General features: G+C 42.0%; 12 protein-coding genes and 1 pseudogene. 1 reads left to right on the top strand and 12 read right to left on the bottom strand.

The window, feature by feature from the left end; translation table 11 throughout:
• Positions 1 to 18 precede the first annotated feature (18 nt).
• From ONZ52_RS01460 to ONZ52_RS01420, 10 genes and pseudogenes are all read right to left on the bottom strand, one after another.
• A complete protein-coding gene (locus ONZ52_RS01460; protein ID WP_265216862.1) occupies positions 19 to 1,299 on the bottom strand; it encodes a TRAP transporter large permease in 1,281 nt (426 codons plus the stop codon).
• Entirely contained in the window at positions 1,299 to 1,799 is a 501-nt protein-coding gene (locus ONZ52_RS01455; protein WP_265216861.1) for a TRAP transporter small permease, read from the bottom strand. The genes ONZ52_RS01460 and ONZ52_RS01455 overlap by 1 nt, the downstream gene beginning before the upstream one ends.
• A gap of 50 nt (positions 1,800 to 1,849) precedes the next feature.
• On the bottom strand, positions 1,850 to 2,845 hold the full coding sequence (locus ONZ52_RS01450; RefSeq protein WP_265216860.1) for a TRAP transporter substrate-binding protein: 996 nt from the start codon (positions 2,843 to 2,845) through the stop codon (positions 1,850 to 1,852).
• A gap of 105 nt (positions 2,846 to 2,950) precedes the next feature.
• Positions 2,951 to 3,946, bottom strand: a complete 996-nt coding sequence (locus ONZ52_RS01445) for a TRAP transporter substrate-binding protein (RefSeq protein ID WP_265216859.1) — start codon at positions 3,944 to 3,946, stop codon at positions 2,951 to 2,953.
• A gap of 113 nt (positions 3,947 to 4,059) precedes the next feature.
• Positions 4,060 to 4,431, bottom strand: coding sequence for a hypothetical protein (locus ONZ52_RS25570; protein WP_487348998.1), 372 nt, complete (start codon positions 4,429 to 4,431; stop codon positions 4,060 to 4,062).
• A gap of 207 nt (positions 4,432 to 4,638) precedes the next feature.
• Positions 4,639 to 4,971, bottom strand: a pseudogene (locus ONZ52_RS25565) (FAD-dependent monooxygenase); the annotation flags it as partial.
• A gap of 37 nt (positions 4,972 to 5,008) precedes the next feature.
• Entirely contained in the window at positions 5,009 to 5,665 is a 657-nt protein-coding gene (locus tag ONZ52_RS01435) for an FAD-dependent monooxygenase (RefSeq protein ID WP_265216857.1), read from the bottom strand.
• A gap of 184 nt (positions 5,666 to 5,849) precedes the next feature.
• The gene (locus tag ONZ52_RS01430; protein WP_265216856.1) at positions 5,850 to 6,368 is read right to left on the bottom strand and encodes a VOC family protein; all 519 of its coding nucleotides are present in this window, start codon (positions 6,366 to 6,368) and stop codon (positions 5,850 to 5,852) included.
• Positions 6,365 to 6,559: a hypothetical protein gene (locus tag ONZ52_RS01425; protein WP_265216855.1), complete on the bottom strand. Its 195-nt coding sequence runs from the start codon at positions 6,557 to 6,559 to the stop codon at positions 6,365 to 6,367. Before ONZ52_RS01425 ends, ONZ52_RS01430 begins: the two co-directional genes overlap by 4 nt.
• A 125-nt stretch (positions 6,560 to 6,684) precedes the next feature.
• Positions 6,685 to 7,539: a fumarylacetoacetate hydrolase family protein gene (locus tag ONZ52_RS01420; RefSeq protein ID WP_265216854.1), complete on the bottom strand. Its 855-nt coding sequence runs from the start codon at positions 7,537 to 7,539 to the stop codon at positions 6,685 to 6,687.
• Positions 7,540 to 7,831: 292 nt separating this feature from the next.
• Here ONZ52_RS01420 and ONZ52_RS01415 point away from each other — a divergent pair, with 292 nt between their 5' ends.
• Positions 7,832 to 8,611: an IclR family transcriptional regulator gene (locus tag ONZ52_RS01415; protein ID WP_265216853.1), complete on the top strand. Its 780-nt coding sequence runs from the start codon at positions 7,832 to 7,834 to the stop codon at positions 8,609 to 8,611.
• Positions 8,612 to 8,699: 88 nt separating this feature from the next.
• Here the strand turns inward: ONZ52_RS01415 and ONZ52_RS01410 are convergent, their stop codons facing one another.
• Positions 8,700 to 10,103: an efflux transporter outer membrane subunit gene (locus ONZ52_RS01410; protein WP_265216852.1), complete on the bottom strand. Its 1,404-nt coding sequence runs from the start codon at positions 10,101 to 10,103 to the stop codon at positions 8,700 to 8,702.
• Positions 10,100 to 13,213 carry an efflux RND transporter permease subunit gene (locus ONZ52_RS01405; protein WP_265216851.1) on the bottom strand — a complete coding sequence of 1,038 codons (3,114 nt, stop codon included), beginning with the start codon at positions 13,211 to 13,213 and terminating at the stop codon, positions 10,100 to 10,102. The genes ONZ52_RS01410 and ONZ52_RS01405 overlap by 4 nt, the downstream gene beginning before the upstream one ends.
• Positions 13,214 to 13,216 lie beyond the last annotated feature (3 nt).

Genomic DNA, 13,216 nt, shown 5'->3' with positions numbered 1-13,216 from the left:
AAAAAGTAATAGGAAAAACTAAAGCAAACCTAAATAATCTGGTAGCCATAATGACAAAACCGGTACTATGTTTATTAACGCCATAAAAAGGAACATAGCCAAAAGGAATGGCACCATCGCCATAAAAAGCCTAGACATAGAAATATTGGTACCGGCCATAACGACAAATAATCCAGGCCCTAAAGGCGGTGTCACTAGTCCAACTAACGTCGCTAAACTAATAACCACACCAAAATGTATTGGATCAATACCCATAGCAAGCGCGGCAGGCAAAACAATCGGAACCATAACAATCAGAATACTCATACTTTCTAAAAACATGCCTAAGAAAATAATAAGCAGATTGACCAACAATAAAAAAACCAATGGAGAATGAGTCCATGATGACATGGTTTCCACTATACGATCCGGAACACCCTCAAAGGAAAGCGCCCAACCAAACATGGTTGCTGCGGCAATTAACCCCGTTATCAACGCAGAATTAAGCGAAACCTGAAAAAGTGCATCAGGCAATTCCTTCCATTTAATCGTTTTATAAACAAACTTACCGATCAAAAGAGAAAGCAAAGCGCCAATGGCACCCGCTTCTGTCGGAGTCATTACGCCGGCACCAATACCAGTGACAATCAAAATGGGAATCGACAGAGGAGCAAGATTACTGAGTACTTCTGTAATGCGAACATTAGGAACATCTTTCTCAGTATTTTCTGGAAAACCAGCAATCCACCCCGTTAAAAAAATGACAATCCCAAAGGCAAGGGTGAGAAGCAAGCCGGGTAATACTCCGGCCATAAACAAGGTTCCTACCGGCTGATATGCAATAACGCCGTAAATAATCATCACCATAGATGGCGGTATGATTGGCCCTAATAACCCACCAGCAATCGTTACGGCCGATGAAAAACCTCGGTCAAAACCTTTTTTCTCCATCGCCGGAATCATCACTCGACTCATGACAGCAATTTGCGCAAGTGCTGAACCTAAAATAGAGCTAGCAATGGCGTTTGTTAAAAGGTTTACGTAGGCAAGCCCGCCTTTAAATCGACCTACAAACAGGGAAGCTAAACTAATCAGCCTATCAGTCAGACCACCTCGGTTCATCAACTCCCCGACCATCATAAACAATGGAATAGCCAACAAGCCGCTCTTTTCAAGCGAACCATAAAACTGTAGCGGTAAAGATCCCATTAACATAGTTAAGTCAGATTGCTCTAGGAACACCAATGACCCAATGAGTAAGGTGATAAAAATGGGCAGACCTAAGAACAAAGTAATAAAGAAAACCAGTATCGTAGCCATTATGATTTTCCTCCATGAAACAGCCCGCTAAGGGATTTAAAACAGTGTCTTAGCTGATGAAAACTCATAAAGCCTAAAGCAATCAGTAATATCGAATAGTTATACCAACGTGGCAGCTGAGTCGTTGGAGACAGCTCATTTTGAACCATTGGCTCCGTTACCCATTGAAAGGTAAGAACCAGCATAACCATTAAGGTCAAAAGCGAAATAATTTGAAAAGCGCACTCTATTGCCAACCGAAAAGAGGACGGGAGTATCAGAGTAATGAAATCGATCACGACTAACTTTCTTTGATAAATCAGGTAACTAACACCAAAAAAACTAATCGCCACAAAAACTTGAACAGCTACCTCCTCTGCCCAAAATAAAGGGCTATTTAAAACATAGCGCAGAAAAACTTGCGCAATCAGTAGCGTCACCAAACCAAAGGTTAACGTTATTAACAGTATTTTCTCTACCTGAGCGAGCCGATCATCAAACCAACTTAACAAAGCCAACATGTCATTCTCCTCACTCACTGAAAAAGGCTTCCAGTGAGCTTATCGATATATTATTTTTGTGCTTTCACTTGCTCATAAAATTCAGCAATAATTGGGCTTTTCTTAACGTATTGATTAAGAATGTCGGTCGCATTATCAGCGTAACTACTCTTGTCTATGTGAGTAACCGCAACGCCAGCGTCCTTAAGAGCGTTTAGGTTTCCTTCATCCGCCATAACTTGGGCCTTAACCCCCCAAGCTTCTGCTTCTGCAAACACATCACGAATCATGGCACGCTGCTCTACACTCTTACTTTCCCACCATTTTTTCGACACCACCACAATGCCAGGAAATGCCATATGGCTCGTCATTGCTAAGTTAGGAGCCTGCTGATAAAGCTTTAAGGCAGAGATAAGATCTAGATCAACATCCACCACTTCAATGAGATTAATGGCTAATGCTGACGCAATTTCTGGCATAGGCACAGCGGTTGGAATGGCACCAAAGGTTAACCACCAATCATTAAAGATAGGGACAGGGAAAATACTGATTTTCTTGCCCTTGATATCACTCAAGTTATTAACTGGATCGACTGAAATAAGGCTGCGCATCCCAGCAAAAACATAGCCAAGTCCAACCATTCCTTGACGATCTAACTCCGCTAGCATTTTTTTAGCGGCAGGTAACTGGGTCGCATCACCAGCATCCTGTACGCTATTAAAGAGTCCGGGTAAGAACCAAGCATTCAACGATTCTTCGCTATTTGCCATAAACGCAGCGGGAATAACGGCGAAATTAAGCGCCCCAGTTCCAACCATGATGGCATTTTCAGGGTCTGTTCCTAGCTCGCCAAACGGGAAGACTTTGATGTCTAACTCACCATGGGTACGAGCCTTTAAATCCTCAGAAAATTTCGTCGCAACCTTAGAGAAAATATGATTCGGCGGGACAGGCGTACTAAAACGTAGCTCTTCTGCAAACAACGATTGGCTACTGACACACATCATCACAGCCGTTATAACAAACCTAGAAAATACACTAAATGCGTTCAAATTCAGCTTTTTCATCTCGATCACCTTTTTATTATTATAAATATTCGACACGGACATAATTTAATAAAATGTTAGAATCATCAGTTCATTGAAAAACGTCCTAATAAACTGATTTTGATATTATTTCTGCGCTTTCACTTGTCCGTAGAACTCAGAAATTAATGGTGCTTTATTAAGGTATTTATTCAAAACTTCAGCTGTGTTGTCTGCGTAGCTATTTTTGTCAATATTAGTGATCGCAACACCAGCATCTTTAAGCATTTGTAAGTTATTCTCTTCAGCCATAACTTGGGCTTTTATGCCCCACGCCTCAGCCTCCGCAAATACGTCACGAATCACAGCTTGCTGCTCAGCCGTTTTGCTTTCCCACCATTTTTTCGATACCACCATAATGGCTGGAAATGCCATATGATTGGTTATTGCTAAGTTAGGAGCTTGCTGATAAAGCTTTAAAGCTGTGACCAAATCTAGATCAACATCGACAATATCCAGTAAATTTGTTGTTAATGCTGGTGCGATTTCTGGTGTTGGCAGTGCCGTGGGAGCGGCACCAAAGGTTAACCACCAATCATTAAAAATAGGCCCTGGGAAAGTACGTATTTTCTTATCTTTAATTTCTTTCATGTCGGATATTGGATCGACCGAAAGAAGGTGCCGCATTCCTGCAAATACATAACCCAGTCCTACCATACCCTGTTTATCCAGTTCTGCTAACATCCCTTTAGCAGTGGAAAATTGAGTGGCTGCTCCGGCCGCTGCCACATCATCAAATAACCCAGGAAGCAGCCAAGCATTTAACGACTCCTCTCGATTAGCCATAAATGCAGCAGGAATAATGGCAAACTGAATCGCCCCAGTTTGAATCATTAATGTGTTTTCAGGGTCGCTACCTAGCTTGCCAAATGGGAAAACTTTAATATTCAAATCCCCATTCGTTCTGATACTTAAATCTTCCGCAAACTTCGTTGATACCTTAGAAAAAATATGACTTGGCGGGACTGGCGTACTCAGACGTAACGTTTCTGCGACCGACTGCATACTAGTAACACTGATTGTCAAAGCAACGACTGTTGCACTACAAAAAGAGCAAAGCTTGTTCAAATTTAATGTTTTCATCTCGATTACCTTTTTTGTTATTATCATTTTTAGATGTATCTCAATTTTTTTATATTTCTATCATTGCAAATGAATTAATGCTTTCTCCGTCCTTTTAAAATGGCTTTCTATATTCAATTAGGAACATAATCAGGTAATATTTCTGCCATAGAAGCTAAATTCTTTTGTGTTATTTCAGCGACAATGTAGCGATCAGGTCTTAATAAAAATATTGACGAGAATGATCGATTAAAAATCCACTTTTTCGCCTCGTCTTTATAGTCTCGAACAACTGTCAAATCTGGACTTTCAACGGGATTCCACGTTCGAGGCGTAATACAAACACGATGGATTTTATCGTTATAAATAGCACGATAAGGTTTGAGCATATCGAAGGCGGATTCAGGGCAATCAGAATAGGCGACTAAACAAAACCCAGTTTGCAAAATATCATCCAACAACACTTGTTTACGGTCAGGGGTTTCTAAACAAGGTTGTGCAATCATTAGTCCTGTTGATGAGTTTTTATTAGACCCATTCTTAACGAACCAACCACTTGGAAAGCGAGGCTTGGGTTTGTAACGCATTTGAGTTACATAATCACGGGCTGGTTTATAAAGACCAAGCAAACGGAAAAAGCCTTGAATCAACGTTGCTCTCAACATAGTTTTAGGCATCATTATTCGTCCTAGCATCTCAGCCATTTCGATCAACTGCCAAGAATGAGGCATACGCTCTTCTTCATAAGTTGCTAAGATTTTGTCTGACATGCCATGCTTAATAACCCAAGCAAGCTTCCAAGCCAAATTAGCTGAATCCCGTAATCCGCTATTCATGCCTTGACCAGCAAAAGGAGGGGTTAAATGTGCCGCATCGCCTAATAAGAAAACACGCCCGACTTTCCATTGCGCCGCCTTACGAGCATGAAAGGCATACACTTGTTTTCTAACAATAGAGGCATCACGATCTGGGCCGTATTGATCCATTAGCTCTCTAACAAAGTCTTCTTCTATGACCTGTTCATCGGTTTCACCGGGCAAAACCATAAATTCAAATCGACGAGTACCATTTGGGCCGGGCAAATTAATTCCAGTGCCGTTTGGGATTGCAATAGACTCGAGTCTGGCGGAAGGTATCTTTGGTGCCTTTAATATCGATTATTAGCCACTTTTGACCGTAAGTTAAACCTTCTAAAGGAACCCCTAATGATGTTCTGGTAAAGCTTCTTCCGCCATCAGCCGCGGCAAGATAATCAGCTCTGACGTCATACGTCTGTCCTTCAGCCAAAACGGTAATAAACACTTCATTATCATCTTGAGTAAAATGAGTCACGACATGGCCAAAGCGAACATCAACACTTTCATATCTCGTTGCGCCTTCACGCAAAGTCGCCTCTAGATCAGGCTGTGAAAAAGCATTACGACGAGGATAGCCATATTCACTGGCAGTCGGCTCAATTTTGGCAAAAGGTTTAGCATCAACACCATAATAAACAGACCCATAATCCAATGCACAAAAAGACTTCACCTTTTCATGTAACCCGATGGCCTGCATCGTTCTTAATGATTCATCATCAATGGACACAGCTCTTGGTTCCAATACCGTGTGTTTGTTTTGCTCAAGAACAAGCGTTTTGACACCGTATTTACCCAATAAGTTAGCAAGCGTCATACCACTTGGCCCACCGCCAATGACGACAACTTCATATTTTTCGTTTAGGACTTTTTCACTCATATTCATTAACCACTCCAGCCGCACGACTGAATTTCCATCATGCCCATGAAATTTTGTTGGTACACCAGTCTAGAAATACGTTTTTAACTTCTTAAAAACGCTTGTCCCCAATAATTCAAGGTTTTAGGCTCATGCACCCACTCCCCTGCTGGAGCATCTTCAGGAAGAACTTGCAGCTCCGCCGAGATTTCTAACCAATTACCGTCTGGATCATGAAAAAAATGAACAGGTTATTACCTGGGCCATGGCGGCCAGGCCCCCATTTAAGTGGAATATCAAAAGTCGACAAATGGTCTGCCCAATCACGAATGGCGTTCCAATTCGAAGATTCATAACAATGGTGATCAAACCATTTTTCTTTGGCTTGGAAGATGGCTAATGAATGATGTTCGTTGTCACTTCTTAAGAAGGCGGTTTTTAATTTTTTATTTTCATCAAACACATTATCACTGATTAAATAACCGACAGTGTTTTGATAAAAATCCACCATCTCTTCAATGTTGTTTGTGGCAAAAGCAAAGTGTTGTAAGCGAGCAGTTAATTCGGCTTGTTCTTTGCTCTTTTCTTCAACGCCAAAGGTTAACCAGTTACCATCAGGATCCTGAAGAGCAAACGCTTTATCATCAAAAAGAGGTGATGGAGAAGTACTTAATTGGATATTCTTCGCCAACAAAGCATCGCGCAAAAGATCCAAATTTTCCTCAGTCATTCCCATGGCAAAATATTTAAGCTCTTTCGCTTTGCCGGAAGTAAACAAAAGCTTTCTACCCGCCCAGCAGAAATATAACCTTGGTCAATGTCTTCAATAGTGTTGCCCATGGCTTTTTCATAGAAAGTTGCCATTACTAATGGATCAGGACTACCAATCGCCAAATGGCTTAAATGTGCATTAAGTGCCATACCAACTCTCCTTTGAAAAGTGAGAATAAAAACGCTTTATTATTGTTAAAAAAACACAGTCTCCTTATTGCTCTTTCTTCAACGTAAATTAAGAAAGAGCAATAAAATGAGAAGGGACAACTCTATTATTGTTCTTCGTCTACTATGGTATTTCTTAGGATGCCTATTCCAGAGATTTCCACTTCAACCACATCGCCAGGTTTCATCCACACTGGTGGCTGACGAAATGCCCCTACACCACCAGTTGTTCCAGAAACAATCACATCGCCAGGAGCCAGCTCAGTAAAGGTGGAGCAGTACTCAATCAACTTCTCGACAGAAAAAATCATGTCGTCCGTATCGGTATCCTGCATAACCTCACCATTTAAACGCGTTGTTAGATGAAGCTTCTGTGGATCAGGAATATCAGAGGTAGTAACAAGGAAAGGTCCGAAACCGCCGGTACTAGGGAAGTTTTTCCCTGGAACAAACTGAATGGTGTGTTTTTGCCAATCACGCACACTGCCATCGTTATAACAAGAGTAACCAGCCACATAATCTAAAGCGTCTTGCGCCGCAACATGGCGGGCTGTTTTACCAATAACCACAGCAAGTTCCCCTTCAAAATCCAACTTGTGTGAAATAGTTGGTCGAATGATGGCTTGTTCATGTGCCACTTGAGTATCGGCAAAACGGGTAAAAATCATTGGATATACAGGCATATCACGGCCGGTTTCTTTAACGTGGGTTGCATAGTTAATACCAATGCAAAGCGTCTTGTTTGGGCTGGCAATGACGGGAAGATAACGAATCTCATCCAATGCTATTTCCGGCATATTCGATAAATCGAGTTGTTCAATCTTCGCCAAGTTTCCGTTTTGCAAAACTTGCTGAAGATCCTGCCCTAACTGAGACTTCATTGACTCAAGATCTTTCACTACATCATCCACCACCACACCATAAGAGCTACGATTGTGGAACTCAAAAGACACTAATTTCATTCTTCCCCCTCACGACATCCTCACAATAGCGCGGTATGCCAGTTTTTTGATTGACAGATTTTTATTATGAACAACAATATAATTTCAAAATAATAAAAAATCAACAAATCCTACAATGTGAGATTAAATTAATTACCCAATATAGAGCATTCACCCTATTCAAATGTGCTAAACTCTATGAGCTTTATTTCATTGCAAGGTATAATTCAGCAGGAAATCGACGCGCCAAGGTGTTGCACTTACTGAGTGGTTCAGTATCGTTAAACATGACTACATAAAATGGGCTGAAAAATTGGAAGATAAAAACGCAGAAGTGAATAACAAAGACGTAAAGCGCAGCAGTTTAGAACGTATGCTACGCATTTTAGACTTGTTTACCCAAGAAAAACCAATCTGGTCTGTAGACGATATTTGTACAGAATTTAACTACACCCGATCTACCGGATACCGATATACCAAAGAATTGGCCGATGCTGGATTGCTTTTTCAAACAGGAAAGAGCAATTACAGCCTTGGCTCACGTATCATTCAATGGGACCGTCAGTTACGCCTATCGGACCCTCTAGTTAGATTATCGAAAGACATTGAACAACAACCGTACGAGCTAGAAGGCAAACAAGCTTGGTTGGTTTGTAGACTATTTAAGGATCAAGTTGTCTGCGTGTATCACTTTGGTAATTTAGAGACTAGTCTTAGTTATTCAAGAGGGATTCCAAGACCTCTGTTTAGTGGAGCAACCTCTAAAGCCATCTTGGCATTTTTACCAAATGCTCAGCATATGCGTCTTTTTGTAGAAAACCCGAGTGAAATAGAACAATCCCATTTAGGTACAAACTGGAAAGATTTTAGAGCGAACCTGCAAAAAATCAGAGATGACGGCTATGCATTATCAATATCAGAAGTGGATAAAACCGTATTTGGTTTAGCGGTTCCTATCCTCAGCCAAGATGGCAAAATTCAAGCAAGCATTAGTTGTGTACGCTCAGTGGAAGATTATGACCCAAAGAGAATCGCAGCCGAGGTTGATATACTTAAAAAATATGCCATCAAACTAAGCAGTGGACTGGTTTAACCTTCCTCTAACAAGCTATTAAAAAAGGCAATATGACTGAAAACCATACTGCCTTTGCTTCATAGATATAATGTGAATGCCTCTAATACTATTGTTTTACCTCAATAGCATTAGATGTAACAACATCTTTCTCTTCGTCTTTCTTATCAGAGAAACCGGCACCTGCTCCAATAGCGATTTGCAGCGACGCCCACTCTTTTATCGCTGAATTATGAACGGATGCGGCATTAATTTGTGCGGACGCTTCAGAACGAACAGTGTCCAACAAGTCTAAAAGTGTCATCGCACCATTGCGGTAGTTATTACGACCTAAGGCTAACGCTCTCCCGTAAGAAGCGGCTGCTTTATTTAATAGCTCTGTCTGTTCTTGGTATAAAGTGAAATTCGATTGAGCAACCTGCACATCTTCTACTGCTCCTATAACACTTGCCCGCCAGTCAATTTCAGCTTGTTTTGCCACTGACACTTGGGCGTCACGCTGTGCATGAAGTGCGCCACGATTGAATATGCCTAGTGAAATAGATGGACCAAAGCTCCAGCCATTCACTGAGTCTGTATTAGAAACCGTACCGTTCAGGCTTATCGATGGGTAAAGTGATGATTCATCAACACCAACCGTTGCAACCTGTTGATGAAGAATAGCTTCGTAATATCGAACGTCTGGTCGATTTCGTAATAAATCGGCAGGTACACCTATGTTAATGCCAGTGGGCATGACCAACTTCTGAGAGGTTTGTTGCATTTCTGCCATCAAGGGTCCCGCAGGTTCATCCAATAACGTCGCGATAGCAAACACTGTCGCTTTAAACTGAGCCTGATAACTTGGTAGCTCAGCCTGCGCAGCTTGCAATGCCGCTTCAGCTTGCGCTAATTCATACTGAGTAGAAGCCCCTGCAGCCACTTCCTTTTTAGTAATGTCAAGCGTCTCTTTGCGTGTTGCAATGGTATCGCGAGTCAGTTCTAACGCTTGCTGGTAATAGCGGGCATTAGAGTAATCTGCAACTAACTCCGCAAGCCAAGCTAGCCGCTCAGTTCCGACATTCGATTGAATAGCAGCAAGGTTTGCAACTGCAGCCTCACGCTCTCGACGAATGCCACCAAATAAGTCAATAACAAAACTTGCGCCTAAACTACTTTCTGAACTAATGGTTGAGCCTTGTCCTTCGGTTCCCGAACGTAGTCGTTCAAAACTCGCAGAGCCACTTAAAGCAGAGTTAATACCTTTCCCCCTAAGCTTTGCATTGGCTTCATTGATGCGCTCTTTTGCTTGCAAAATACTAAGGTTTTGCTCGAATCCTCGTTCGACTAATTTCGTTAAAAGTGGATCATTAAAATCGCGCCACCAAGCTCGATAAGCGACATCATCAATATGAGCTACATTTCCATCTGTAAATGTGGCGGGAAGAGGCGTTGTTGGCACTTCCCAATCTGGCCCTACCGCAGCACAACCTGCTAATAATAAAAAAGGCGCCATTTTTAATAATTTTATCATTCAGATATCTCCTTACGGCTCAGTTTTTTAGAAAACTGAACTGCTTTCAATACAGCTACATACAAAACGGGCACCATTAATATTCCAAAAACAGCGGAGAAAGCGATCCCTCCAAGCATACCTGTACCAATAGAATTTTGTGCATTAGCACCTGTGCCACTTGCCAGTGCTAAAGGTAAAACACCAAACGCAAACGCAAAGGTGGTCATTAAAATTGGACGAAGACGCATTTTGGCCGCCGCAATAACCGATTCGAGCAGGTCATTTCCTTGCTTCCTCAAGCTTTCTGCAAACTCTACAATCAGTATGGCGTTCCGAGCAGCAAGACCGATAGTAGTTAACATACCGACTTTAAAGTACACATCATTTGATTGACCAAATACCCATGCCGTTAACAATGCACCCAGCAAGCTAATAGGAACCGCTAGCATGACGGCAAGGGGCACCATCCAACTTTCATAAAGCGCTGCAAGCGCAAGAAATACAACAACCACGGAAAGGATATACAGCAACATTTCTTGGTTTCCTGAAAGTTTTTCCTGATAGGAAAGCCCAGTCCAAGCAAGATCGTAACCCCCACCCATGTTTCTAACCTGCTCTTCCATCACATTCATAGCATCTCCTGAGCTAACGCCTTCAGCAGCAGAGCCTTGCAACTCAATCGCGTTTTCCCCGCCATAATGCGTAATAGAAGTAGCAGCCTCTTCCCAAACTTGTTTACTAAATGCCGTCATTGGCACCATGTCGCCATTACTATTGCGCATATACCAATCATTAATGTCTGACGGCTGCATACGATAAGGTTGATCACCCATTACTCGCACATCACGCAATTTGCCATCCAGTATGAAGTCGTTAACGTAATCGCCAGCAAAAATAGTCGTTAGATTACTATTAATATCGGATAGCGTTAGACCTGTTGCCTGTGCTTTTTGTGAATCTATATCAATGGAAAGCTGTGTTTGAGTGTTAGACTCATAACCCCGAATGGAGGTTACCTTACCTGTCTGTTGTGCCGACATAGCAAGCATTTGAGCTTGCTTTTGTAGCTCCACAAGCCCCTTGCCACTAGAGTCAGTTAAATACATATTAAAGCCGTTCGATGTCCCCATACCCTGTATAGCAGGAGGCTGAAGAAAGAAAACCTGACCATATCGCCCGCCGAAAAAGTGCATGTTGGCTTGGTTGGCAATCTGCTCAGCAGAGACACCATTTCGTTCATCCAAATCCTTTAAACTAATAAACATCATGGCAGTATTCTGGCCAGATCCACCAAAACCATATCCAATAGCAGCAAAGGCACTATTAACGTATTGCCCTTGGTCTTTAAGAAGATAATTTTCTATTGCGGTCACAGTCTTTTCTGTCTGACTACGTGTAGCATTATTTGGCAGCGAAACCGATGCCATCAGTATGCCTTGGTCCTCCACTGGAACAAAACTTGTAGGAAGACGATCGTACACAAAGACAATGGCGACCCCAACCGCGACAACCATAGCAACCATTCGAAAAGGTCGACGCAGCAGTTTACCCACAGTCCCCGTGTAACCTAAATTTAACTTATCAAGACCCGCGTTAAACTTACGTGCAGGCCAAGCATTAGATTGGCCATGAGAAGGCTTCAATAACGAAGCACACATAGCTGGCGTTAATATTAAAGCGACAAAAAGAGACAATACCATCGCAGAAACGATCGTAATGGAAAACTGTCTATATATGATCCCTGTAGAACCGCTCATAAATGCCATAGGCAAAAATACAGAAGTCAACACAACGACGATACCAATCAAAGCAGGAGAGATTTCCCTCATACTTTTCTCTGTCGCTGCCATTGGGCTTAAACCTTCTTCTTCCATCACCCTTTCAACGTTTTCTACAACAACGATGGCATCATCAACCAGCAAGCCAATGGCAAGTACTAAGGCAAACATAGTTAATGTATTTAAGGAGAAACCTGTAATAGCCAGTACACCAAAAGTACCAAGCAACACAATGGGAACCACAAGCGTTGGTATGAGAGTCGCTCGCCAGCTTTGTAAAAAAACCAATATCACGATAAAAACCAGTGCGATGGCTTCAATTAATGTGTGGAAAATTTGCGTTATAGACTCTTGAATAAAAGGCGTCGTGTCATAGGGATAAACAACACTTATGCCTTCTGGAAGCTTCTTCGCTTGAGCATCAATAGCAGCATGAATTAACGTAGAGGTATCAACGGCATTGGCTCCCGTCGCTAAATTAACACTAAAGCCAACTGCATTTTTCCCATTGTATTTTGAAAATACAGAATAGTCGTCACTGTCTAACTCGACACGTGCAACATCTGCAAGAAACACAGATGAACCATCATCATTGGTAGAAATAACAATCTTTCTAAAGTCATCAACAGACGTAAGTTGTGATTGTGCCTTAAGAAGAATTTTTACTTGTTGACCCTTTTCGTTTGGAATTGCACCAAGCGATCCAACCGTTACATTGGTATTTTGTGCCGAAATAGCACTTGTTACATCACTGGGTGTTAACGAGTATTTATAAAGCTTGTTAGGATCAAGCCAAATACGCATCGCGTATTCTGAGCCAAACGTGTTTACTTGACCCACACCTTCTACACGCTGAAGCCTCTTCTTCATCTGCTGAGAAAATAAATTCCCCAATTCAACACCAGAGTATCGGCCATCTTCAGACACCAAGCCACCCACTAATAAGATTGAACTAGTAGAACGGGTAACAGTGACGCCAGTTTGAGTAACGACAGAAGGTAAAGAGCTTTCTACGACTTTTAGTTTGTTTTGGACTTGTACTTGAGCAGTATCTGGATCAACGCTACTGTCAAAAACAAGCGATATGCTAGAGCTACCTTCACTGGACGTGGACGTCATATAAAGAAAACCGTCCAAGTCTGTCATGCCATCCTCAATGACAGAAGTCACAGAATCGGCAACGATTTGTGCTGATGCTCCAGTGTATGTGGCACTAATTTGAATAGTTGTTGGAGCGACTTCGGGATACTGAGAAATTGCCAAACTTTTTAGACCAAAAGCGCCCCCTATCATCAGCGCAATGGCAAGTACCCAAGCAAACACCGGACGATGTATAAAAAACTGTGTCATAGG

The organism is Marinomonas rhodophyticola, assembly GCF_026113935.1.
Lineage (GTDB): Bacteria > Pseudomonadota > Gammaproteobacteria > Pseudomonadales > Marinomonadaceae > Marinomonas > Marinomonas rhodophyticola.
This window is presented reverse-complemented; position numbering and strand designations above follow the sequence as displayed.

Excerpts from the sequence above, each read along its gene's own strand:
- ONZ52_RS01455 (WP_265216861.1), bottom strand. The coding sequence starts at position 1,799 with ATGTTGGCTTTGTTAAGTTGGTTTGATGATCGGCTCGCTCAGGTAGAG.
- ONZ52_RS01430 (WP_265216856.1), bottom strand. The coding sequence starts at position 6,368 with ATGACTGAGGAAAATTTGGATCTTTTGCGCGATGCTTTGTTGGCGAAG.
- ONZ52_RS01450 (WP_265216860.1), bottom strand. The coding sequence starts at position 2,845 with ATGAAAAAGCTGAATTTGAACGCATTTAGTGTATTTTCTAGGTTTGTT.
- ONZ52_RS01405 (WP_265216851.1), bottom strand. The coding sequence starts at position 13,213 with ATGACACAGTTTTTTATACATCGTCCGGTGTTTGCTTGGGTACTTGCC.
- ONZ52_RS01420 (WP_265216854.1), bottom strand. The coding sequence starts at position 7,539 with ATGAAATTAGTGTCTTTTGAGTTCCACAATCGTAGCTCTTATGGTGTG.
- ONZ52_RS01425 (WP_265216855.1), bottom strand. The coding sequence starts at position 6,559 with ATGGCACTTAATGCACATTTAAGCCATTTGGCGATTGGTAGTCCTGAT.
- ONZ52_RS01410 (WP_265216852.1), bottom strand. The coding sequence starts at position 10,103 with ATGATAAAATTATTAAAAATGGCGCCTTTTTTATTATTAGCAGGTTGT.
- ONZ52_RS25570 (WP_487348998.1), bottom strand. The coding sequence starts at position 4,431 with ATGATTGCACAACCTTGTTTAGAAACCCCTGACCGTAAACAAGTGTTG.
- ONZ52_RS01435 (WP_265216857.1), bottom strand. The coding sequence starts at position 5,665 with ATGAATATGAGTGAAAAAGTCCTAAACGAAAAATATGAAGTTGTCGTC.
- ONZ52_RS01460 (WP_265216862.1), bottom strand. The coding sequence starts at position 1,299 with ATGGCTACGATACTGGTTTTCTTTATTACTTTGTTCTTAGGTCTGCCC.
- ONZ52_RS01445 (WP_265216859.1), bottom strand. The coding sequence starts at position 3,946 with ATGAAAACATTAAATTTGAACAAGCTTTGCTCTTTTTGTAGTGCAACA.